The sequence below is a fragment of the Methylophaga sp. genome (assembly GCF_965655755.1).
Taxonomy (GTDB): Bacteria; Pseudomonadota; Gammaproteobacteria; order Nitrosococcales; family Methylophagaceae; genus Methylophaga.
In genome coordinates, this window is the sequence record NZ_CBFHHW010000008.1 from 12,787 (window position 1) to 37,318 (window position 24,532).

The window sequence follows — 24,532 nt, forward strand, 5'->3', positions numbered from 1 at the left end:
GTTTATTGGACTTAACGGCCAGCTAAAAGCTCGTCTTCAATAAAGTCCTGTTGTTTGACTGTTGCGTCAATGGCCTGCAAGGTTTCAAGCAAGGCAGACAGTTTATGTAATGGCCATGAATTAGGGCCATCGCTCAATGCTTTTTCCGGATCCGGATGCGTTTCCATGAAAATGCCCGCAACACCGGTGGCTACCGCCGCCCGCGCTAAAACAGGTACAAACTCACGTTGACCGCCGGAAGCACCACCCTGACCTCCGGGCTGTTGAACTGAATGGGTAGCATCAAACACAACCGGGCAATCCATGTGGCGCATTTGCGGCAAAGCACGCATATCTGAAATTAGGGTGTTGTAACCGAATGAGGTGCCTCGTTCACACAACATAATCTGTTCATTGCCGGTAGATTTGGCTTTCGCTGCCACATGCTGCATATCCCAGGGCGCCAGAAACTGACCCTTTTTAATGTTGACCGGTAAGCCTTGGCTCGCCACGTTAACGATAAAATTGGTTTGACGACATAAAAAAGCAGGCGTCTGCAACACATCGACCACACTGGCAACCTCTGCCAGAGGCGTATCTTCATGGACATCGGTCAGCACAGGCAAGCCAAATTCTTTTTTAACTTTCTCAAGAATCGCCAAACCGGCTTCGACACCGGGGCCGCGATAACTTTTAGTTGAAGTACGGTTGGCCTTATCAAATGAGGATTTATAGATGAATGGAATACCGAGCTTGTCGGTCATTTCTTTCAACTGACCTGCGACATCCATTGTCATCTGTTCACTCTCAATGACGCAGGTACCAGCAATCAGGAATAAAGGCTGTTTGCCGCCGACGTCATGTCCACACAGTTGCATCAGCTGTCTCCCCGCTGTTTTTTATTGGTATTAGCCGCGTTGATAAAGCCTTCAAATAACGGGTGGCCATGGCGAGGAGTAGACGTAAATTCAGGATGAAACTGGCAGGCAACGAACCACTGATGTTCAGGAATTTCAATCATTTCTGCCAGGCTTTGGTCCTTTGACATGCCAGAAAAAACCAGTCCTGCCTGTTCCAGTTTTTCCATGTAGTTATTATTGAACTCATAGCGATGACGATGGCGTTCAATAATTTCTTCCTTACCATAGATTTTTTGGGCCAGACTGCCGGCTTTAAGCTGACAGGCATAGCCACCTAAGCGCATGGTGCCGCCTAAATCAGAGTCTGTGTCACGCTGTTCTACGCTACCATCATTTTTTTGCCACTCAGTGATTAAACCAATGACGGGATCGGGCGTATGAAGGTTAAACTCAGTGCTATAAGCCTCCGGCAAATCCGCTTTATGGCGAGCATATTCAATCACAGCCACTTGCATACCCAGACAAATACCAAGATAAGGTATATTGTTTTCACGCGCATAACGGGCTGTTTCGATCATGCCCTCAACACCGCGTTCACCGAAACCACCTGGCACGAGAATCGCGTCCATATCTTTGATACAGTCTGTTCCGTGCAGCTCAACCTGCTCAGAATCGACGTAATGGACGTTCACCTTAGTGCGGGTATGAATACTGGCATGAATCAATGATTCTGACAGCGATTTATAAGCCTCTGTCAGGTCCATGTACTTACCGACCATAGCGATATCAACTTCGCCAAGTGGATTACTCAAATTTTCATACACCTGTTGCCACTGGCTCAAATCAGCTGGTTTGGCATCCAATCCGAGTTGTTTAACAACAATGTCATCCAAGCCCTGTCGATGCAGTTCCATCGGAATTTTGTAAATACTGTCGACATCAACACATGACACCACAGACTTTTCAGGCACGTTGGTGAACAATGCAATTTTGCGGCGTTCCGACTCCGGTAACGGTCTGTCCATACGACAGACCAACACATCGGGTTGAATACCAATTGTTCGCAGCTCTTTAACCGAATGCTGAGTAGGTTTGGTTTTAATTTCACCGGCTGATGCGATATACGGCACTAGCGTCAGATGCAGGAACAAAGCACGATCCCGGCCCAATTCGGTCGCCATCTGACGAATGGTTTCTAGAAAGGGTAGAGACTCAATATCACCGACGGTACCACCAATCTCGATAAGTGCGACATCCACATCATCGGCACCTTCAAATATGCAGCGTTTAATTTCATCCGTAATATGAGGAATGACCTGAACGGTATTACCCAAATATTCACCGCGACGTTCTTTGCGGATAACATTCTCATAAATTTGACCAGTAGTATGGTTATTGCGGCTTGTCATATCCGCATCGATGAAGCGTTCATAGTGACCCAAGTCCAGATCGGTTTCGGCACCGTCCTCTGTCACGAAAACCTCACCATGCTGAAGCGGACTCATAGTGCCCGGATCGACATTGATGTAGGGATCAAGCTTGACCAGAGTGACTTTCAGGCCTCTTGCTTCAAGAATAGCAGCCAGTGATGCCGCCGCGATTCCCTTACCGAGAGACGAAACAACACCACCAGTGACAAAAATAAATTTAGTCATATTATGGAGAATTCAATAAACACGACGCGGCCAGAATGGCTGCGCTCAAAATACCGTATAAATTATCAGAATTGGCCGTTTCTCTCAATCAAAAAATGGTTTATTGCGCCTGTTCCAGATAAGGCAACCAGCCTTTCTCACCAATATCAGCAGCGTAGTGCTCAGCGTAGCCATAGCCAACCACAGCAACTAATTCATGATCCACAAAAATCAGCGGGATGGTTCCCCGCTTCCAGTGCGGAACCCCCCACTCCTGAAATAGCTGTTTAAGTGACTTATGTTGTGAATGTCCCTGCAAGCGAATTTTTTCTCCACCTTCTCGAAATTTGAGTAATAGTGGGCTTTTAACCACATTCTCTTTCAAGCCCTCTCCTGAACGCTGTTGCCATTTGAGCCGGCGACCATCAACTAATTCAATATCTGCCGTGTTATTCAATATTTGTTCGTGTTGCTCAGCGTGTGTCCTAGGTTCAGCTTGAATCAACAGCGTGTCACGATAACGACGAATTTCAGCACCCGTCCAATGAACATGGGGTGTTTTATCTGCTGCCGCCATACAAATCTCATCAATCACACGTTGTAAAATGACAGTTGACGGTAAAGGTAAAGCCGATTGTTCGATTGCAAAGCGCAGAACATTACGCTGCCTGGCTTGTGTTAATTGTGTCAGTGCTGATATTGATATTTCATCATGTCGGTTAATACAGACGTTCTCTGCATCAAGCCGTGCCAACTCTTGAATGAGTTCCGCTGCTTCTCGACAATGGTCAGCACTGCGGCTGAGCGTTTTATCTGCAGCAGGCCATCGTTTTTCGAGTTCCGGAAAGATTTTATGGCGGAGGTAATTTCGATTGTAGTTCAGATCAATATTGCTGGGGTCGTCGATCCAATCAAGTTGGTGTAACTCGGCATACTCTAGAATATCTGCCTTGCTGAGTCTTAACAAAGGTCGGATGATGGTTAAGTCATGGAGTTTCGACTCTGTTTTCATCCCGCTCAAGCCAGTTGGCCCAGCCCCGCGTAATAGTTGCAACATGAGCGTTTCTGCCTGATCGTGCTGATGTTGCGCTGTAAGCAGTACTTCATTATCCGAAAGCGCTTCTTCAAATGACTGGTAGCGTGCTTGCCTCGCCGCTGCTTCAGTACCTAGGTCGTTAATATTTTCAACAGACGCTTTAATCGATTCGAATTGAATCCCCAGATCGGAAGCGACTGTAGCACAGTGTTTCGCCCATTGAGCTGAATCATCCTGTAAACCATGGTCGATATGAATCGCTCTAATACCGGAGAGTTGCGGGTGGTTAGATGATGCCAGCAGGTGCAGTAAAACATGTGAGTCCACGCCGCCACTGTATGCAATACATATAGAACGGTCAGCGACCGATTTAATCAGATCGACAATGACTTGTTGGGGGTTAAAAGCCACCCCTGCGCTTATCCCTCAAATTCGCCGTAACTCAGCAGACGTTGCTGACGACGCTTGACTAAATTATCACTGGATACGGACTCAAGTTCTTTGATTTTGGCTTCAATCGATTTTTTCACATCTGCCGCCATAGTTTCAACATCACGATGAGCACCACCGAGCGGTTCAGGAACAATCTCATCAATAAGCTTGAGTTCTTTGAGACGACTTGAAGTGACCCCCAGTGTTGCCGCGGCATCTGAAGCTTTTTCAGCACTTTTCCATAAGATGGACGCACATCCTTCCGGCGAGATAACAGAATAAATGCTGTACTCAAGCATCATTAGATGATCGGCGACACCAACTGCCAGAGCACCACCAGAACCACCCTCGCCAATCACTGTACTAATGATAGGTGTTTTTAATTGCGCCATTTCAAATAAGTTACGGGCAATCGCTTCACTCTGACCACGTTCTTCAGCACCAATGCCAGGATAGGCGCCGGGCGTATCAATAAATGTAATAACAGGTAAACCAAAACGTTCTGCCATTTTCATAATTCGCAGCGCTTTACGGTAGCCTTCCGGGCGTGGCATGCCGAAATTCCGGGCAACTTTTTCTTTTGTATCACGCCCTTTCTGGTGTCCAATCACAGCGACCGGGCGACCATTTAAACGACCCAAACCGGCCACTAAAGCCGAATCATCACCATAGGTTCGGTCACCATGCATTTCTTCAAAGTCGGTGATGATGTGGTTGATGTAATCCAGTGTGTAGGGGCGTTGAGGATGACGCGCCATCTGCGTTACTTGCCAAGGCGTCAGTGAGGCAAAGATTGACTTGGTCAGTGACGCACTTTTTTCCTTTAATTTTTGAATTTCTTCAGTGATATTGAGGTCACTGTCGTTGCTCATGTAACGCAACTCATCAATCTTGGCTTCCAGCTCAGCGATCGGCTGTTCGTAGTCAAGGAAATTTAACTGCATCAGGTTTACCTTAAATTCAAATTTTTCGGATTATACACGTTGCCGCAGGGCAAAACTTAGTTGAGAATTAATTCGTCGTCGTCGTCACCGTCCATCGCCCCCTCACCCAGGCGAATAGCAAGACTCAAGTCATTGCGTGAGTCTGCATTACGTAACGCTTCTTGTTCTGTAATTTTACCGTCGTTTAATAGTTTTATCAGTGCCTGATCAAACGTAATAGTTCCCGGTTCATTGGTCTCTTTCATTGCATCCTTGATGCCGCCGATTTCACCTTTATTGATAAGTTCAGCTACATACGGCGAATTCAGCATGATTTCTACTGCAGGTACGCGTGCGCTGCCATCTACCGTCGGCAATAAGCGCTGAGATACAATTGCGCGTAGATTCAGCGACAAATCCATTAATAATTGACGATGTAATGTTTCCGGGAAAAAGTTTACGATACGATCCAATGCTTGGTTGGCATTATTCGAGTGAAGCGTGGCAAGACATAAATGGCCTGTTTCTGCGTAGTTTATGGCATGTTTCATCGTTTCCATATCACGAATCTCACCAATGAGAATGACATCGGGCGCTTCACGCAATGCATTTTTCAATGCATTTTCATAGGATAAGGTATCGATACCAACTTCACGTTGCTGCACGATAGAGCGTTCATGATGATGCACAAATTCAAGCGGGTCTTCTATGGTGAGAATATGAGAGCTGGAGTTACGGTTTCGATGACCAATCATCGATGCGAGGGTTGTTGACTTACCGGAACCAGTCGAACCAACCACTAATATCAAGCCACGTTGCTCCTGAACAATATCACCTAAAATTGCGGGCAGGTTCATGTCTTCAAAATGTGGAATATCGGTTTTAATGTAACGAATGACTATAGAACATTCGCCGCGTTGCTTGAAGATATTGACCCGGAACCGGCCAACACCTTTAAGAGGGACGGCGAAGTTCATTTCCATGGTTTCTTCGAATTCTTTCGCCTGCTGCCCATCCATCAACGAATAAGCCATATCTTTAACATCGCCCGGAGCAAGCTTTTGTGTTCCTACCGGCCGAATAACACCCTGTATTTTGATGTGCGGTTCAGTACCTGTACAAAAGAACATGTCTGAGGCTTCTTTGTCAGCCATCAGCCTGAAATAAGGTGTCATGTCCACGTAAGTGTCCTCTCCATAGAGTGCTTTGAAGTAATGAGTCTAATCCTACACGATAAACTTGTGCCAATGAAATGTCTTTGGCACAGGTCCTTACCCATGCAATAACTGCTATAACCACCCTGTCTACTATTACAGCCAGTGGATAAGTTTTATCACCTCCCCTCAACAGGGACAGCATCATTTCCTTGTGGAAGTTCGCTGATAACTGAATCTGAATGTATTTTCATCAATGTCTTCGCGGCAAAGCCTGGTCAAAAGGCAAAATTAGCGAGTTAGCAAGACGACATTGAACAGACTATTCAAACGAAACCGTTTGTTTCTATGGGGCAATGTTTGGATGATTCGCTACGAACTTAATGCGAGCCAAACAACATCCAGTGCAGCTATCGGGTTATCTTCTGAAACCGGCTTACTTTTACAGATACCCAAACCGCCTATAACGTCAGGACTTGTACCGCATTGTAACGGCAAGGTTTCCTGGCAGCGTAGCTAATTGGTTTATAAGGGTATCACTGGGTGTCACCTGCCAATCATCACCCAGATCGAGCAGCGCTTTTGCGGTCTGATTCTGATACATCAATTCCAGTCCCAAAGCGCCCCCACGGAACGGACTGAGTGTTGTTTTTAACTGTTCGACCCAGGCTTGTGCCTGCTCTTTATTGTCAATGTTAATTTGCAATGCCTGGCCGAATGCCTCTCGGGCTCCAGTGATATCGAAAACTTTTTCTGCTGTGCCAGCCAGACCGCCTGTGAAATTGTCCTGCCCAATTTTCCCCTGAATCACCACTAACTTATCGGGTTGAATGAAGCTCTGATATTGATCGTAAACATCAGCAAATACTCTGACTTCCAGCCTCGCACTTTGATCATCCAGCGTTATGAACGCCATGCGACCACCATTTTTTGATTTCATGGTGCGAATCGCCACAATCAGTCCGGCTGTCAGAACAGGCTTCTCATTTCGTTGATATCCTTTTGATTCAGGCGCATCCAATTCAGAAATTTTCTTGGGAATAAACTCGGCAAGCTCCGCTTCGTAGCGATCAATCGGGTGACCACTCAGATACAGTCCCAGAGTTTCTTTTTCCGCCAATAATAACTGTTCTTCTGCCCATTCGGCGGCATTCACTAGCGGTTCTTCTTTATCGGAATCACTTCCGGGGGAGAGGCCAAACAAATCATTTTGACCACTGTCTTTATCACGCCTGTGTTGATCAGCGATATGCATTGCCTTAGTCAGACTGGCTTCAAGACTGCCGCGATGGCCACCCAGTGAATCCATGGCACCCGCTTTGACCAGCGAGTCCATAACGCGACGATTGATTTTGCGCATATCCACGCGCCGACAGAAATCAAACAGCGACCCAAACGCTTCGCCCTGCTCTCGCTCAGCCACAATTCCGGCCAGAGCAGACTCCCCGACACCTTTGATGGCACCCAAACCATATCGAATAGTTCTGTCGTCTTCGACGGTGAATTTAATTTTGCTGTGATTTACATCAGGTGGCAGCACCGTCAGTTTCATATCACGGCATTCATCGATCAGCCCCACGACCTTATCGGTGTTATCCATATCTGCTGATAAAACAGCCGCCATGAACGCTGATGGATAATGCGCTTTAAGCCAGGCGGTCTGATAGGCAACCAGGGCATAAGCCGCAGAGTGAGACTTATTAAAGCCGTACTCGGCAAATTTTTCCATCAGGTCGAATATAGGCCCAGCTTCTTTCTCATCAATATTACGACCGGCAGCACCTTCCAGAAAGATCTGACGTTGCTTCGCCATTTCTTCGGCCTTTTTCTTACCCATTGCCCGGCGCAGCATATCGGCACCACCAAGACTGTAGCCAGCCAGAATCTGGGCGATCTGCATGACCTGTTCCTGATAGACGATAACCCCGTAGGTTGGACTCAATACCGGTTCCAGATCCTGATGCGGATAATCAACCCGGGCCCGACCATGTTTACGGTTAACAAAGTCATCGACCATGCCTGACTGCAATGGACCAGGGCGGAACAATGCAACAAGTGCAATAATTTCTTCAAAATTATCCGGTTGCAGACGTTTAACCAACTCTTTCATGCCACGTGATTCAAGCTGAAATACCGCTGTTGTTTCACAACGTTTCAGCAAATCAAAGGTTGGTTTATCATCCAGTGGTAGGTTAGTAATATCAATTTTGGCGGCTTCTTCTTCAGACAATAACGTTCTGACATTATTCATCGCCCAGTCAATGACAGTCAGAGTCTTCAAACCAAGAAAGTCGAATTTGACCAGGCCGACACTTTCAACATCGTCTTTATCAAACTGTGAAACAAGACCGGCACCATTATGTTCGCTGTAAAGCGGCGTGTACTCTGTCAACTTCTTCGGCGCGATAACGACACCACCGGCATGTTTACCGACATTACGCGTCAGACCTTCCAGTTGCAGTGCAAGGTCAATTAGCGTTTTGACCTCCTCTTCCTTCTCATACCGTTCTTTTAGAAGGGGCTCTTGATCCAGTGCCTTAGTCAGGGTCATTTTGAGTTCAAATGGCACCAGCTTGGCTAATTGATCAACAAACCCATAAGGATGTCCTAATACCCTGCCTACATCACGCAATACGGCCTTAGCCGCCATGGTTCCGAAGGTAATGATCTGTGATACGTGATCGCGTCCATAGTGCTGTGACACATACTCAATAACGCGATCACGACCGTCCATACAGAAGTCGACGTCAAAATCGGGTAGGGATACCCTCTCCGGATTGAGAAAGCGTTCAAATAGTAGGTCATACTCGAGCGGATCCAGATCCGTAATATTAAGTGCATAAGCCACCAGCGAACCGGCACCGGACCCCCGTCCAGGCCCGACTGGAACAGCATTGTTTTTAGCCCATTGAATAAAGTCAGCAACAATTAAAAAGTAACCGGGAAAGCCCATTGAGTTGATGACATCCAACTCAATCTGTAGCCGCTCTTCATATCGCGCTTTATTCGCTTCCCGAGTGGTAGCATCTGGAAATAAAACGTTCAGTCGCTGTTGCAATCCCTTGAATGACTCTTCAGCAAAAAACTCATCAATAGTCATGCCCTCGGGAACCGGAAAGTCGGGCAGGTAATGCTCACCCAGCGTTAATTCAAGATTACAGCGCTTGGCAATTTCAACGGTATTATCAATCGCTTCCGGAATGTCATTGAACAAAGCGATCATCTCTTCAGCTGATCGCAGATACTGATGCTCAGAGTAATTTCGAGGCCTGCGTGGATCATCAAGCTGGCGGCCCTCATGAATACAAACTTTAGCTTCATGCGCCTCAAACTGCTCCGATTTCAGAAAACGCACATCATTTGATGCCACAACCGGGATCTGTCTCTCTCCAGCCAGTGCCACTGCATAACGAAGAAAACGTTCTTCATCTTCCCGGCCAGTTCGAATCAATTCAAGATAAAAACGGTCCGGAAACAACCCTTGCCAAAAAGTGAGTTGCTGTTCTACTTCTTCTTTCTGATGGTTGAGCAATGCCTTACCAATAACACCCTCTCGACCACCTGATAAGCATATAAGGCCGCCTGACTGTCCCTCTAGCCAGTCCGCCTCGATCATTGGCACACCGAGATGCTGACCTTCCATATACGCTCTGGATAAAAGCCGTGAGAGATTATGAAAGCCTTCCAGGTTCATGCACAGCAAGACAAAACGAATACTGCTTTTAGCATCTGCGGGGTCCCTGAGACGCAGATCGGCACCCAGAATTGGTTTTACGCCCGTCTGCATCGCTGCATTAAACATTTTCACGGCTGCAAATAAATTATGCTGATCTGTAATAGCGACGGCAGGCATACCTGCATCAGCAACCGCTTTAACAAGCGGTTTAACCCTGACTAACCCATCGATTAATGAGTAATCAGTGTGAAGATGTAAATGAACAAACTGTTTCGGCATGTAACAACGTAACCTGTCTGAATGTTGTCAATTAACGTGGAAACTCAACCGGGCCCGGGATTTCACTCCCAAGGGTCTGAGTAACGATGGACTCGGCTTCTGTTTGGCCTCGTGCAAATGCTTCCTGTTGTGACATATTGGGTTTGAACGACTGCACATCAGGCCCTGTGACATTGCCACGCTTGAGATAAAGGGTTTGTGTAGGGAAGGCAAATTCAACTTCCAACTGGCGAGCCAGACGCAAGACATCAAGTAAGAAACGATGCCGTTCTCTCAGCTCCGTGTTCCAATCCGGCGTTGCCCAGAACACATACACCAGAATATTCAGCGAAGCCGCACCGTATTCGTTGAAATAGACCTGATACATATCTTTACGCATGTAGGGGTGCATTTGAATAATCTTACGAATGCCCTCACAAAATGCATCAATACGTTCCGGTGGTGTGTCGTAAGTCACCGCCAGATTCGTTTTCATTCTCCGATAACGTCGTGCGCCCATATTATCAATTTTAGTCGTCGTCAGAATCGAGTTAGGCATCGTTACCAGTGAGTTATAAAACGTTCGCACTCGCGTGCTGCGAAACCCCACCTCCTCGACCATACCCTCGATATCGCCGATGACAACCCAGTCACCAATGCTGAACGGCCGATCCAGCAGTACAGTAATAGAACCAAAAAAGTTGCCCAGAAGATCCTTAGCCGCTAAGGCAAAGGCGAGGCCACCCAAGCCCAAACCTGCAAGCAAACTGGTCACATCAATATTTAAATTATCGGCGGCAAAAACAATACCAATCACCACAACAAACACTTTCATGCTTTTGCTGATCATCGGCACCAGCAGATCATCAAACTTATTGCTGGTTTGCAAAGCTTTGTTGGTCCATAACGCATCAAAAATATCGACGACACGGAATGCACTCCATATCCCTGATAATGACACCAGCACCTTCACTGCCACTAGTAATATCAATAATGCAGTATCCGGTAAGCCCAGCATATTGAGACCCGACCACCAGATTATCGCCATAGCCATAAGGCCCAAAGGACGTAAGACATTGCTATCTAATGTTTCAAATGAGGGATGTTTTTTTTGCCAGCGACCAACATTGAATTTCAGCACCCAGGCCAGAATTTTGTCAGCAATAGAGCCCAAAACGATGATCAGGAACAAACCTAACCATTGCCAGTATTCCAGAATAAATCCCTGCTTAAGCACAGAAGGCATTTGAGAACGTAACTGAACACTGGTAGGTAATGTAACGGCAGAGTCACCATTGGTATCGATGGTGTGGTTATCAGTCAAAGCCTGAAAAATGAGAGGTACTTTATCTACTGTTTTACTACTGAAAAGCCAGTTCTTTTGCTCATTCTGTTTTAAAACAATATTACCCTGCTCACTCCTGAATAATACATAGCTGCCTTTAGCGGTCTCAGATGGAATATCTGCAAATTGGGGTATGTCCGCCAGTTGTATGATGGTAAATAATAAACGGGCAGTTTCCTGACCACGCTCGTCACGGATGAGCTGACTAACTTTAGATAAATCCAGCGTATCTATAGCCGTTTTGATTGACTCCTCATCACCGGTGGTGAACTTCGTCATAGCACTGATAAATTGCTTTACGGTTGCCTGCGGGGTTCGCAATTTACCTGACTGACTACTTGTCTCAGAGCTGCTGGTTCCTTTAGCTGTTTTCTGACTTTCTGCCGCCGCAGCAGAATAAACACCGGCATGCGTTACCGTGGCAAGTAAAAGGCTAAAGAACAATACATATACTTTCGTCATACCAGATTTAACTCCATTTCAGGGTCCGGAGCATACGCGGCAATAGTCTTGGTTGCCTGTTTCCACTCAGCACTTGCGAACAATTCATTTCTGCTCAGGCTATGACGACCATGCAATCGCACCAGACGCGCATGACGAAGTGGATCAGCGTCTATTTTCAAACCATCAATGACCTTTACGACACTGCCCGGATTATTGCATACCAGCACCATGTCACACCCTGCTGATAAGGCAGCCTCGGCCCTTTCTAATGGTCCGCCGATAAAGGCTGCGCCTTCCATACTCAAATCATCGCTCAGAATAGCGCCCTGAAAGCCCAGACGTTCACGCAGCACTTCCTGCAACCAGAAGCGTGAAAACCCTGCCGGCATGGCATCATTTTGTTCATAAACGATATGAGCAGGCATGATGCCAGCAAGCTCTTTCTGGCAGAGTTGTCTGAACGGGAGCATGTCTGCCTGCAACATATCTTCCAGATGGCGCTTATCAACGGGTAGCCCTACATGGGAATCAACTTCGACAGCTCCGTGACCGGGGAAATGCTTACCCACCGCTGACATCCATGCGCGTTTCATACCATGAATATAGGCGCGTGCAATATCGGTAACTGCTTTAGGGTCGCGATGAAAAGCACGATCACCAATGACTTCACTGACACCGTAATCAAGATCCAGCACCGGGGCAAAACTAAAATCAACACCAACCGCACGCAATTCTGCCGCCATTAGCCAGCCTGTTTGCTCAGCCCTGTCTAGAGCACGTTCTGGATGCTGCATGTAGTCTTTACCGATAGCTCCCACAGGTGGAAGTCGGGTGAAGTCCTGACGAAACCGTTGCACCCTTCCCCCTTCATGGTCAACTGAAATCAGAAGATGCGGTTCACGCAGTTTGTGAATATCCTGGCAGAGGGCAGTAATTTGTTCAGCAGATTCAAAATTGCGGCTGAATAAAATGACACCACCAACCAGCGGGTGTTGCAGAATATCCTGCTCTTCGGGACTCAGCTTGGTGCCGAGCAAATCGACCATTAACGGGCCTAACGTCATAGTTTTGAAACCTATTCACGGATCCTGACTTTCAGGCCAGGTTTCACCTGTTCAAATAAAGTCAGCAGATCCTGATTATGCATTCGGATACAACCATGTGACAGTGCCTGCCCCATCGGCAGGGAATCCGGACATCCATGGATGTATATATATCGACGCATTGTATCAACATTTCCCAATCGGTTTTTCCCGACTTCCAGGCCGCTGAGCCAGAGAATGCGAGTTAAGATCCAATCTCTATCAGGAAATTGTTGGTCTAAATCAGAATTATAAATTTCACCGGTCGGTCGTCGGCCAACAAAAACTGAATTCACTGGCTCACCCTCACCGATACAGGCACGAATGTAATGCCAGCCACGAGGTGTACAACCACTTCCTTCTTGTTCGCCCGCCCCGTTCAGTGCAGTCGAGACAGCCGCTACGAATATGACATGATCGTTATGCCATAACTGACACTGTTGATCTGCAATCGAAATATCCAGCCACGTTGTTGGTGTTTGTTGCGTCATAAATTATGGTTAAGATCTGCATTAGTTTTGTTAGCACAATAACAAAGCACCTCTGTTAATGTGAAACGTGATTTATTTGAGGTTGGGCTGATGCGCTTGCCTTACTCCCCAGAGCGTATACAGGTGAGATAATGCAAGTAAAAACAGGCTCAAAAAGGCTGGCCACAAAAACCAGTTATGGCGATACTGGTGCGGAATCGTGTCCTCTACAATCAGGGTTTGATATTGCTGCCGATCAATCTCATCAATCGCATCAGAAAACTCTTCCATCGACCCGGCCTCAAATGCCTGATAAGGCACTTCGAGATTTTTAAAAAAAGAATGTAATTTACGTTCAGGCATGTCGAGCCACAATAAACTGTCATCAGCAGTTTTATCAAGAGTCATGCCACGCATCGAACGTAAATAAATCCAATACAAGTTGAGTTTCATGTTCGGATACGTTCGCTGCAAATACAGTTTCTGTTGGTCGGTAAAAATCTGACCACCATCTGATATCAGCAACACATTTCGGGAACCACGATAATCTTCACAGGCATACATATCTGCTGCCAGCTTTAAAGCAGAGAAAATATTCGTTTTTGACAGACCTTTACCCAGCCCTCCGGCTTCCACAGTCGCCAGAATGGCTTCCTTGTTATAGGTCAGACTCAAGACTTCGGTAGGTTTATCACTAAACAGAACATAACCAAAACGATCGTCAGGACGCCGTTTCACAAACTCTAAAAGATAGTCACGTGAGACTCGACGTTTGCTGCGGATTTTCACCCTCTCCCTCGACAAAGTGTTTAACGGACGTCGGGCAAAGATCTCATCCATGCTCCTGCTGCGATCCAGCAGTACGATAAATTCAGCACCCTGACGATAGCGTTCAACCTGCTGTTCAGGTGTAAATGGTCCCGCCAATGCCAGTGTTAACAGGGTTATAACAGCAGTCGCCAACCCTTTATGAAGAATCATTAAGACGGCTGAAAAACGATCTTGTGGGAGCAGTTTATCCCACGCTACTCTTTTTTCAGTGTTGTGACTGAACCATGGCAATAAAGCCAGAGGTAAAAGCAAAAAAAGAAATGGAGAAGCCCAATTCAGTCCCGACATATCGGGTAAGTGTGACTGATAAGCTGTATTTTAATCATCCGTCTTTGCAACCCAACTATAGGGAAGATAAACCAGTAGGATTAAGATCAACGCCAAGCCAGACAGCCAGGCATATAAGTCATAATCAACCGTCAGCTCGCGCGTCTCCGACTCATCACGAATCTGTTCAACTAATTGTGAAGGCTTGGTCGGTGAAGAAACATAAGCAAACCCCACACGATTTGCCAACGTTTCCAAATGCGCTTTCTTCTGAGATGATAAATGTTCTGTTCGTGGCGTATTGGTGATAACCGTGGTGTCAGCCTGCATAGAGGCATAGACATCCTGATGCATCACATCATTCACTTCCCAGAATCCTTCAATCTCACCGGCTTCATTGGTTTTAGGTATCGGCAGCAGATCTTCGCCGCCCACCCCTACTAATAAACCATGAACCTCACCCGGTGTTCCAGAAAATTTGGGAAACAGAGATTCATGAATTGGTGGTGACTCATGTCCGTCGGTAACCATCACGATCGTTGGTTGAGGGTCGATATTTTTAACCTGACGGATCGCCGTATACGTCGCTTTAGAGACCTCACTGGAACGTGCCCAGGCCATATGCGGATCAATCTGTTCCAGCATTTGCGTCAGATCATGATAACTCGAGCAGACCTCGACCGGATTCATCAGAATCAGACTTCTTGATTCACTGAATATCGCTAGTCCTGCATGGGCACCACAGGGCATCTCCAACATGGTTTTACGAGTAAAGTCTTTAGCCCAGGTCAGACGGCTTACTTTCTCACCATCCTGTTCAGCATCTTGGACGTTCATACTGTCGGTGATGTCCAACACAAATAAGGTATCCATGATTTTGACATCACGTGGTACCTGAGGCAGCCACAGAGCCGCCATAATCAGTATGAGTGCTGTCAGCATAATTACAGCTGTCAGCAAAATACGCTTCTGATAACTCAACATCATGGCAGGTCTACCTTAAACCCCTTACTCTCTATCGAACGCTGACTGCTGATCACATTTTTTTCAAAGTCTTCTGTATTAGCCGGATCTTCCGACACCATGCGTAATGCAACCTCAAGGTTATAGCGTGCATCCCACATCTCCGGACGCATCGCCAATGCACTGCGATAGTCCTGCTTGGCTAATTCAACCAATGGTATCTGACGACCATCCGATGCAGTCATGGATAAAGCTTCGCGTAGATTGATGTTGCCTCGATTGTAATAAGCGGCGGGTAACAACTCAGGATCTTTTATGCCTAAGACCTGCGTCCATTTATCTAACGCCAGATCATGTTCACCTTTCCGCTCAAGCTGAATGGCATGCGTAAACTGTGCCTCTGGCGCATCGGGCACCTCTTCAAACGAAGTTGGATCAGCAATGTAAGCATCGACTTGTTGTTTTTGCCATAACATCATTGATGTAACAAGCAGGCTGATCGCACTTAAAATAATAAGCAAATTCAATAACCAGCGTGCACTGAGTAAAAATTTATTCATGGGCTTTTCTCACTCCCCAGAAGGTGTAAAGGTGGGATGCAGCCAATAACAACATTGCTAACATCGCAATCCATAGCAACAAATCAGATTTAGGTTCGTGCGGTAGCGTTTCTTCTACAATCAAGGTTTGATAATGCTGCCTGTCAATTTCAGCTAATGCTTCCGCAAACGCTTCTAATGATCCCGCCTCAAACGCACGATATGGCACACCGATAGACTGGAAAAACTTATGCAGTTTCCGTTCAGGTATATCAACCCAGAGCAGATTATCGTTATCACCTTCATGCAGACTCATTTCCTGATTGGATTTCAGATAAATCCAGTAGATACTCAGGTTCATGTCTTTATACAGCCGACTGATTTGTTCCTTGGCTTCATCACTTAATTGCTGGCCACCATCCGACACTAGCAGGACAATACGTGAGCCGCGATAGGCCTGGTCTTCAAACATTCTGGCACTACTCAATAAAGCTTCCGCCATATTGGTGTCAGACAACCCTTTTCCTAAAGCATTGGCATTGATAGTGGCGAGAATAGATTCTTTGTCATAGGTTAAGGGAAGCAAATTAATCGCCTTGGTACTGAAAAACACAAACCCAAACCGATCATCCGGGCGGTTTTTCACAAATTCAGTCAGATAATCACGCGCCACGTTTCGCTTGGAGTCATCACCGCCGACACTGATTACTGCTGCCTGTGTTTTAACAGCAAAAGGCGCATCCATACTCCGGCTCCGGTCCAACAGTAAGACGATTTCAGCCCCCTCACCAACACGTTCCACTTTCTGCTCAGGCAGATTGGGTCCTGCTAAAGCCAGTAATAAAGCAGCAATCACTAATGATGACAACACTTTCAATAGGATGCTGATCAGTCTGGACATGGGATCGGTCGGGACCAGACTGACCCAGGCAACGGTTTTGTCGAGGTTATGATTAAACCATGGTAATAAGGCTAGCGGTAATAAGGCCAGTAACCATGGCTGAAACCATTCCAGACCCAATAGCGTCATGCCACTCGCTCCCTCGCCCGGCAAGCTTTAGCCAGCTCTAGAATCTGGTAAAAATCTTTCTGTTCAGCACCATCAGGACTGAAAAAATGGGCTGCCGATTGCTGGTAAAAGCTTTCAATGTCGGCCTCTAAGGGTGCTAACCACGGACATTTGTCCCATAGTTTGTCGAGGTGGCTATTAATGACCACCCTGCCTGCACTGCGGTTGAACGCTTTATGCAAACTTCGGCTGGCATTGTCCGCATCCTTACGTCCGAGAAGTCGCATTTTATTAAGCTCGAACATAGCGGTAGCAAAGGGCAATCGCTCACGAGGGCGAAAACCAAAGTGCCAAATCAACCAGATTAAAACCGCCACCAGCAAAACGACAAAAGAAACCCATAGACGTAAAGTCAGTGCCTCATTACTCTGCGGCTGCAAGCTGATATCACCGCGTGGATTGAGGTTATCCTGCGTGTCCTTCTGCCCGAGGAAAGAACCAATTTGCATCGGCACTGAAGGGACCGTAATAAACTCACCTTCTTTAGTACGTAACTGTAATTCAGGTGTCGCCACTTGCCGGTTTTCAGCGGGTACATTAATAATCTGGAAGTGAAGCTGCATCTGCTGGCCTGCCATTTCACTGTCATATAAATACAGCCAGTGCCCATAGCGTTTGTCATGCTGTGGTAAGGAGTGTGCGTCAAGGTCTGACACAGCGACAGGTAATTCAATAGAAGCGGTAATTTGATCACCAATCAACAGGCCCCAACTACGGTCCAAGGTGATTTTGGTATCTACCGCATAAACCGGTAACGATAATAAAGTTAAGAACAGGGCTAAAAAACGCATCGTATGCATCCCTATGATTTTTTCATGGCGTAAAAATATTCAGTCAATTGCTGCGGCGTGATATCACCATCGACAAATAACGGCCTGATCCGATAACGCATAAAACACTCGGTCAGTTGTGAGAAGTGATCGTCCATGCGTTGTTGCCAGCGTTTTTTCATCCCCGGACGCATCCAGACGCTATGGCGTTGACCGGTCTCGGCATCACGCGTTTCCGCCCATCCCGCATGCGAAGGAAAATGATCCACATCATCATGGCGCCAGACGATTGGAATAACAGTGTATTGAGAGAGTTTCCGCAGACTTTTCTCCACCAGACTCAAGTCGTAGCAAAAATCCGATGCCAAAAACACCATCGCACGTTTATTGTTGACTAACTCAGCAGCCTGAGACAGTCCATCCGCACCCGGTGATGCCGCTTCTTTGGCTGTCATAATTTTCTCTGCTGCAAACGCAGGCATACTACGTTGTGTGGTCGGCATGATGGTGACATCCTGACGCCAGACAGAATCAAAGGCTGCCATCGCAAACCGATCACCCCGACCAATACCACTATGCGCGATCATATGCGCAAGTTTGGCCAACCGTTCGTGATTAACACTGGCAACAGACATCGACTTACTGATATCCGCCAACAGCCAGAGCGTAATTGACGCCCGTTGCTGATAACGCTTAACCAACCAGCGCTGGCGTTCATTCTGACTAATATCCGCCGCCTGACTACGGAGGCTGGCGCGTATATCCAGTCGTCTTGGATCCGGATAATCAAACAAGTCCGCAAAACCGGCAAAACGATCACCACTCCCCAGAGCAGTACCACTATGCGCGCCGGGGACATGCCCGAACACCTTATCGGGAAACCGGTAAACAAACTCCTGCGGTTGCAGGTTTCTAATAGCCATAACGATTACGGTGTAGCGATATGATCACGAAGCGCACGCACAAACAGAGGCATTATCTGCTCGCGACGCCCTTCATAGACTGGTGACAGGAACACACGATGCGTCATTGTCGGTAGTAACACGGTATGAATATCATCCGGTAGCACATGATCTCGCCCTTCTAACCAGGCAGCGACTTTTGCTGCTCTGACCATTGCAGACATACCGCGTACACTGGCTCCAGCAACGACGAGATCCTCAACATAAATATCTTCCAGTTCGATACCCAGCTCATGCGGCTCCCAGCTAGCATCCCACAGACGAACCACATAGTTTTCAATTTCGGGGGAAACAAAAATAGATTGCTGAATTTCCCGATCTAACTGATTCAGATCGCGATAGTCTAGTAGCGGTTCGCCTATACTCGATAGCAAGGCATCCACATCATGAAAAGCCGGATCAAAAATCAATTTACGGCGGATATCATCCTCGGTGGGACGACTGATATTAATCTCAAACAGGAACCGATCACGGGCTGCGGCACTGAGTTCAAAGGTTTCTTCTTTTTCAACCGCATTTCTATCAGCAAACACCACCATGTGCGGGAAACGAAACTCTTTACCAAATGCATCAACACTGCGCTCAGCCATTGCTCTTAACAGTAAAGACTGCACTTGTGGTCTGGCCCGGTTGATCTCATTAAAAAAGAACACCGCCGTATCTTCACCTTGCGCAATCAGCGGGCCGGGGTCGATGACCGGTTTACCATCAGCATTCACCCACGCACTGTAAAGTAGATCGTTCGGCATTAAGTCGACACTCCCTTCGATACGACCAAATGCACCACCCAATGCTTTCGAGAAAGCTCTGAGCAATGTGGTTTTACCGACACCAACACCACCTTCCAGCAAGACGTGACCGCGGGCGTGTAATGCAATCAGTATCAAACGAATCGCCTGTTGTTGACCAACAACGACGTCGTTGACCACACTTTCCAAAGCCAGCGCATGTTCTCTTGCTGTATGTAAAAGCTGAGATTCAGCCATGTTCTCTCCCCTCGTATATTTTTTATTGCAGGACTACTCTACCAAGCATGATTGAAAAAAGTCATCTTTATCCAGGCAGGTCTAGACGTCCATGTGTTGAGACCCATCTATTAAACGCTTTCACAGGATGATTGACATCAGATATATGCCCTTCATTTACGGGCAATTTGCCCGACCTAATTAAACATCTTTCAAGAAAGTCGCTAAGTGCCTAGACTAGAAGAAACTTTTGACCTGTGAAACACAGATGAATCTGCAAGCCCAACTTTTAGTGCGAATTTTAATTATCGCTGTCATTTGTCTGTTATGCAGTGCGTGGTATGTGTTGTATCAGACAAATCAACAATCGGTTTTTGAGGCTGAGCAAACTGCGAAACGTATTGAACGTCAGACACGTCAACAACTGCTGGATATGTTTCAGCGTTATGATTTTTCCCGCTCTTTTCCCGATGTGAATTTATGGCGAGGCATAGGCGGTGTGCCGGGATCCTGCACCCAGTTTCTATCACGAACACAAAGTCGTCAGCGTAGTTTATGTAATGACATTGTCGAGCCAGAAAAAAAATATCCAGCCTGGTTTGCTGCATTTTACAAACAATTTTTCACCCCGGATCTAGAAGTACGGGAATCGGTCAATTTCAATGCCATCAAGTACGGTACTGTATTGGTGAGTCTCAATACACACATGGAAACGGCCAGAGCCTGGAGCAACCTGCGTGCTGTGACCGGGGTGATGACTGCCACCATTCTTGTTTTATGTTTTTTAGTCTTTTTCACCATTGGCCGGATGTTAAAACCGGCTCACCATATCGTAAAAGGACTGGAAAAAATGCGCGAAGGTGAACTGAGTTTACGTTTACCGGCATTTGAAATCGCAGAATGGAAACGAACCAGTCAGGCCATTAATGCACTCGTCAGTTCTCAGCAAGATACATTGGCTGAAAATAAACGATTGGCATTGAAATTGATGAATGCACAGGAGGAAGAGCACCGCTACATCACCCGAGAATTACATGATGAATTTGGTCAGTGTCTCGCGGGTATCAATGCTATGACCACCTCCATTGCACAGACAGCCAAAAAAGACTGCCCTGCGTTATTAGAAGAGGTGAATTCCATCAGTCATATCACCACCCATATGATGACCGCTCTGCGTAATCTCTTAACACGGCTACGTCCAGCGGAAGTCGACGACTTAGGACTTACAACCAGCTTGCAACAATTAATTCGTAGTTGGAATCAACGCAGTGGTGAACAGACCCATTATGGAATCACTGTTGATCCCTTAGTAGATGAATTGCCCGAACCGATACCGGTAAATATTTATCGTATTGTGCAGGAGTGTTTAACTAATATTGCCAAGCACGCCAATGCAACACAGGCTGATATTATGCTGAAGCTATCTGCTTCAGACTCAGTCACACTGTTAATACGTGATGATGGTATCGCCGATACCAAATCATTTTCTAACACACTGGGCATCGGTTTACTGGGTATACACGAACGTGTCACCGCCTTGGGGGGAACCTTTTCTCTGGGTACCGAAAAGACGGGTGGCCTTATCGTTACCGTAACCCTTCCGGTCAACAATTATTCACCTTCAGAACCAAATAACAATGAATAACACAATCACTATCATGCTGGTCGATGACCATGCCATTGTCCGTGAAGGCTACCGTTCGCTGTTGCAAAAACAGGATAACCTTGAAGTTATTGCCGAAGCCTGTGATGGCAATGAAGCCTACAGTCAGTACAAACAGCATCAACCCGATATTGTGGTGATGGATATTTCCTTACCGGGACAAAGTGGTTTGAAAGCGATTGAGCGGATTCGTCAATATGACAATAAAGCCCGAATTCTGGTTTTTAGTATGCATCAAAACCCCAGTTTTGCCCTACAGGCTACGCGTGCAGGCGCGCTTGGTTACATCACTAAAAGCAGTGATCCTGAAGAATTGATCAGAGCGATTGCTGAAGTCGCCAATAATAAACACACTTTGAGCGCTGACATTGCGCAGGCGCTGGCAATGGAAAAACTCGGTCAGGAGCAGGCAGCGCTGGATGAGCTCACAGTGAGGGAATTCGAAATTCTACGATTATTGGTCGATGCGAAATCGAGTCAGGCAATCGCAGAGTTGCTGAATATCAGCCCGAAAACCGTCTCAAACTCACACTACATCATTAAGAAAAAGCTGGGTGTCAGCAGTGATATTGAATTAACAAGACTCGCCATAAAAATGAACCTCGTCAACCTGCTGGAGCTGGTCGACGAGGCTCATGAAGACAAGGCTTAGATATAGACGTTATGCAGCTTCTGTTTCTTCATCATCAAAATCATGACGGATAATGTAATCAAAAGCGCCTAATGCAGCTCGGGCACCATCTCCCATAGCCATAATGATCTGCTTATATGGAATGGTGGTTACGTCTCCGGCAGCAAATACACCTGGCAGCGATGTCTGACCATGATTGTCAATTTCAATCTCACCAAATTTGCTCAAATCAATGGTGCCTTCCAGCCAGTCAGTATTTGGTAACAAACCAATCTGAACAAATACCGCATTCAAGTCCAGAGTGTGTTCCTGCTCCGTAGCGCGATCAATATAGACCAACCCACTGACTTTGCCGTCAGAACCGGTAATTTCAGTTGTCTGAGCACCGGTTAAAATAGTGACGTTATCCAGTGAGAACAGCTTTTTCTGCAATACCGCATCCGCTTTCAGCTCACCATCAAACTCAATCAGCGTCACGTGGCCAACGATGCCAGCCAAGTCAATTGCTGCTTCCACGCCAGAGTTTCCGCCACCTATGACAGCAACTGGCTTACCTTTAAACAAGGGACCATCGCAGTGCGGGCAATACGCTACACCATGGCCTCGATATTCATCTTCACCGGGGACACCCAATTGTCTCCAACGGGCACCTGTTGCGAGAATAACGGTTTTACTGCTTAAGGTAGCACCACTTTCAAGTTCCACTTCGACCATTTTATCTTTTTTGGTCAACGCTTTAGCCCGCTGTAGATTCATCACATCAACGTCATACTCTTTGACATGCTCTTCCAATGCCGCAACCAGCTTTGGACCTTCCGTTTCTTTGACCGAGATAAAGTTCTCAATCGCCATGGTATCCATTACCTGACCACCAAAGCGTTCGGCAACAATACCAGTCCGAATCCCTTTACGTGATGCATAGATAGAGGCCGATGCACCGGCTGGACCGCCACCAATGATGAGTACATCAAAATCGTCTTTCTGACTAATTTTGGCAGCTTCACGCTCCACCGCACCTTTATCCAGCTTGGCAACAATTTCGGGCAAAGTCATTCTGCCTTGACCAAAGCTTTGATCATTCAGATAGACGGTAGGTACTGCCATGATTTGACGGCTATCGACTTCTTCCTGATACAGAGCACCGTCGATCATGGTATGACTAATATTTGGGTTATGCACAGCCATCACATTCAGAGCTTGCACCACTTCCGGACAGTTCTGGCATGACAGTGAAATATACGTTTCGAAGTGATATTCACCTTCAAGACCTTTGATCTGTTCGATCACTTCGTCATCTAGCTTGGTTGGATGTCCGCCCACATGCAGCAATGCCAGAACCAGCGAGGTAAACTCATGGCCCATGGGAATACCAGCAAAACGAATTTTTTCGTCGCCTTGTGGCTGCCTGATTTGGAAAGACGGTTTACGCGAATTACTGTCTGCATCTTCAATGAATTTGATATGAGACGACATGTCAGCAATTTCCTGCAATAAGTCGCGCATTTCCTTAGCTTTGGCACTGTCATCCAACGCTGCAATCAGTTCGATTGGACGTTTGACATTATCCAAGTAGCTTTTTAATTGAGCGGCGATGTTTGCATCCAACATAATATTTACCTGTTATCTATTAACAATGGCTGATGCTGTCCGGGCAGTACTGCCCGGACAAACATAGGACAATTTAGATTTTGCCAACCAAATCCAGTGATGGAGAAAGTGTTTCTTCACCTGGCTGCCATGAGGCAGGGCAAACTTCACCGTCGTGTGAAGCAACATATTGAGCTGCCTGAACTTTACGCAGCAAGTCTTTTGCACTACGGCCAATGCCCAGATCGTTGATTTCTGCTGCTTTGATCTGACCTTCAGGATCGATGATGAAAGTTCCACGCAGAGCCACACCATCTTCTTCAATCATTACTTCAAAGTTACGGCTGATGCGACCAGTTGGATCACCAATCATAGGGAATTTGATTTTCTGGATGGTTTCAGAAGCATCGTGCCATGCTTTATGTACGAAGTGAGTGTCAGTTGAAACTGAATAGACTTCAACACCCATTTCTTTGAGTTGGTCATAGTGGTCAGCAACATCACCCAGCTCAGTCGGGCAAACAAACGTGAAATCTGCTGGGTAAAATACGAATACAGCCCATTTACCTTTCAGATCATCGCTTGAAACATCAACGAATTCGCCGTTGTGGTATGCGGTTGCTTTAAAAGGTTTAACCTCTGTATTAATCAGTGTAGACATTATTAGCTCCTTTAATTGGGGACAAGTGTCGTTATTGACAGGAGCCATTGTAGTCGAGGGTTATAGATAGGTACAACGACTTAATTCTATTATTATGATTGGTAAAAGCGATTAAAAACACTGCCTCATAAAAAAAGCCCCTGAAGCGAAGCTCCAAAGGCTTTTTCTGAAGTTATGTAATCTTAACGATTGCAGATATACATGGTTACTTCAAAGCCGAAACGCATATCTGAATATTCTGGTTTAGTCCACATGATAAAAATCCTCGTAATTTTGTTTTACACCACCGGAACAATTTCTGGTGATGTAACGCTACTCTAATCAAAACAAG

The 24,532-nt window shown here is 46.5% G+C and carries 21 protein-coding genes; 2 read left to right on the forward strand and 19 right to left on the reverse strand.

Annotation, left to right across the window (positions count from 1 at the left end; genetic code table 11):
* Positions 1 to 11 precede the first annotated feature (11 nt).
* From kdsA to ACTF5U_RS04440, 16 genes are all read right to left on the reverse strand, one after another.
* On the reverse strand, positions 12 to 857 hold the full coding sequence (gene kdsA / locus ACTF5U_RS04365; protein WP_438970421.1) for a 3-deoxy-8-phosphooctulonate synthase: 846 nt from the start codon (positions 855 to 857) through the stop codon (positions 12 to 14).
* The gene (locus tag ACTF5U_RS04370; protein ID WP_438970422.1) at positions 857 to 2,494 is read right to left on the reverse strand and encodes a CTP synthase; all 1,638 of its coding nucleotides are present in this window, start codon (positions 2,492 to 2,494) and stop codon (positions 857 to 859) included. The genes kdsA and ACTF5U_RS04370 overlap by 1 nt, the downstream gene beginning before the upstream one ends.
* A gap of 100 nt (positions 2,495 to 2,594) precedes the next feature.
* Positions 2,595 to 3,920, reverse strand: a complete 1,326-nt coding sequence (gene tilS / locus ACTF5U_RS04375; RefSeq protein WP_438970423.1) for a tRNA lysidine(34) synthetase TilS — start codon at positions 3,918 to 3,920, stop codon at positions 2,595 to 2,597.
* Between the two features lie 8 nt (positions 3,921 to 3,928).
* Positions 3,929 to 4,885: an acetyl-CoA carboxylase carboxyl transferase subunit alpha gene (accA, locus tag ACTF5U_RS04380; protein WP_438970424.1), complete on the reverse strand. Its 957-nt coding sequence runs from the start codon at positions 4,883 to 4,885 to the stop codon at positions 3,929 to 3,931.
* A 56-nt stretch (positions 4,886 to 4,941) separates the two neighbouring features.
* Positions 4,942 to 6,045 (reverse strand): PilT/PilU family type 4a pilus ATPase, encoded by a 1,104-nt coding sequence (locus tag ACTF5U_RS04385; RefSeq protein WP_438970425.1) that lies wholly within the window; start codon positions 6,043 to 6,045, stop codon positions 4,942 to 4,944.
* A 442-nt stretch (positions 6,046 to 6,487) separates the two neighbouring features.
* Positions 6,488 to 9,973, reverse strand: a complete 3,486-nt coding sequence (gene dnaE / locus ACTF5U_RS04390; RefSeq protein WP_438970426.1) for a DNA polymerase III subunit alpha — start codon at positions 9,971 to 9,973, stop codon at positions 6,488 to 6,490.
* A gap of 31 nt (positions 9,974 to 10,004) precedes the next feature.
* Positions 10,005 to 11,759, reverse strand: coding sequence for a mechanosensitive ion channel family protein (locus ACTF5U_RS04395; RefSeq protein WP_438970427.1), 1,755 nt, complete (start codon positions 11,757 to 11,759; stop codon positions 10,005 to 10,007).
* Positions 11,756 to 12,805: a beta-N-acetylhexosaminidase gene (gene nagZ / locus ACTF5U_RS04400; protein ID WP_438970428.1), complete on the reverse strand. Its 1,050-nt coding sequence runs from the start codon at positions 12,803 to 12,805 to the stop codon at positions 11,756 to 11,758. Before nagZ ends, ACTF5U_RS04395 begins: the two co-directional genes overlap by 4 nt.
* Before the next feature lie 11 nt (positions 12,806 to 12,816).
* Positions 12,817 to 13,314: a L,D-transpeptidase family protein gene (locus ACTF5U_RS04405; RefSeq protein WP_438970429.1), complete on the reverse strand. Its 498-nt coding sequence runs from the start codon at positions 13,312 to 13,314 to the stop codon at positions 12,817 to 12,819.
* Positions 13,315 to 13,386: 72 nt separating this feature from the next.
* Positions 13,387 to 14,274 (reverse strand): vWA domain-containing protein, encoded by an 888-nt coding sequence (locus ACTF5U_RS04410; RefSeq protein WP_438970430.1) that lies wholly within the window; start codon positions 14,272 to 14,274, stop codon positions 13,387 to 13,389.
* Between the two features lie 168 nt (positions 14,275 to 14,442).
* Complete coding sequence (locus tag ACTF5U_RS04415) at positions 14,443 to 15,378, reverse strand: VWA domain-containing protein (protein ID WP_438970431.1); 936 nt, start codon at positions 15,376 to 15,378, stop codon at positions 14,443 to 14,445.
* A complete protein-coding gene (locus ACTF5U_RS04420) occupies positions 15,375 to 15,914 on the reverse strand; it encodes an MxaK protein (RefSeq protein ID WP_438970432.1) in 540 nt (179 codons plus the stop codon). Before ACTF5U_RS04420 ends, ACTF5U_RS04415 begins: the two co-directional genes overlap by 4 nt.
* Entirely contained in the window at positions 15,907 to 16,923 is a 1,017-nt protein-coding gene (locus ACTF5U_RS04425; RefSeq protein ID WP_438970433.1) for a vWA domain-containing protein, read from the reverse strand. The genes ACTF5U_RS04420 and ACTF5U_RS04425 overlap by 8 nt, the downstream gene beginning before the upstream one ends.
* Positions 16,920 to 17,753: a hypothetical protein gene (locus ACTF5U_RS04430; RefSeq protein ID WP_438970434.1), complete on the reverse strand. Its 834-nt coding sequence runs from the start codon at positions 17,751 to 17,753 to the stop codon at positions 16,920 to 16,922. The genes ACTF5U_RS04425 and ACTF5U_RS04430 overlap by 4 nt, the downstream gene beginning before the upstream one ends.
* A gap of 11 nt (positions 17,754 to 17,764) precedes the next feature.
* A complete protein-coding gene (locus ACTF5U_RS04435) occupies positions 17,765 to 18,655 on the reverse strand; it encodes a DUF58 domain-containing protein (RefSeq protein WP_438970435.1) in 891 nt (296 codons plus the stop codon).
* Between the two features lie 5 nt (positions 18,656 to 18,660).
* Entirely contained in the window at positions 18,661 to 19,680 is a 1,020-nt protein-coding gene (locus ACTF5U_RS04440) for an AAA family ATPase (RefSeq protein ID WP_438970436.1), read from the reverse strand.
* A 247-nt stretch (positions 19,681 to 19,927) separates the two neighbouring features.
* Between ACTF5U_RS04440 and ACTF5U_RS04445 the strand changes: the two genes are divergently transcribed.
* Together ACTF5U_RS04445 and ACTF5U_RS04450 are read left to right on the forward strand one after the other, a co-directional pair.
* Positions 19,928 to 21,304, forward strand: a complete 1,377-nt coding sequence (locus tag ACTF5U_RS04445; RefSeq protein ID WP_438970437.1) for a histidine kinase — start codon at positions 19,928 to 19,930, stop codon at positions 21,302 to 21,304.
* A complete protein-coding gene (locus ACTF5U_RS04450) occupies positions 21,297 to 21,974 on the forward strand; it encodes a response regulator (RefSeq protein WP_438970438.1) in 678 nt (225 codons plus the stop codon). The genes ACTF5U_RS04445 and ACTF5U_RS04450 overlap by 8 nt, the downstream gene beginning before the upstream one ends.
* Before the next feature lie 9 nt (positions 21,975 to 21,983).
* On the opposite strand, the gene ahpF is transcribed toward ACTF5U_RS04450, so the two are convergent.
* The 3 genes from ahpF to pqqA form a co-directional block, all read right to left on the reverse strand.
* On the reverse strand, positions 21,984 to 23,561 hold the full coding sequence (ahpF, locus tag ACTF5U_RS04455; protein WP_438970439.1) for an alkyl hydroperoxide reductase subunit F: 1,578 nt from the start codon (positions 23,559 to 23,561) through the stop codon (positions 21,984 to 21,986).
* Positions 23,562 to 23,634: 73 nt separating this feature from the next.
* Positions 23,635 to 24,201: an alkyl hydroperoxide reductase subunit C gene (ahpC, locus tag ACTF5U_RS04460; protein WP_438970440.1), complete on the reverse strand. Its 567-nt coding sequence runs from the start codon at positions 24,199 to 24,201 to the stop codon at positions 23,635 to 23,637.
* Positions 24,202 to 24,383: 182 nt separating this feature from the next.
* Positions 24,384 to 24,455, reverse strand: coding sequence for a pyrroloquinoline quinone precursor peptide PqqA (pqqA, locus tag ACTF5U_RS04465; protein ID WP_081443609.1), 72 nt, complete (start codon positions 24,453 to 24,455; stop codon positions 24,384 to 24,386).
* Positions 24,456 to 24,532: the final 77 nt, after the last annotated feature.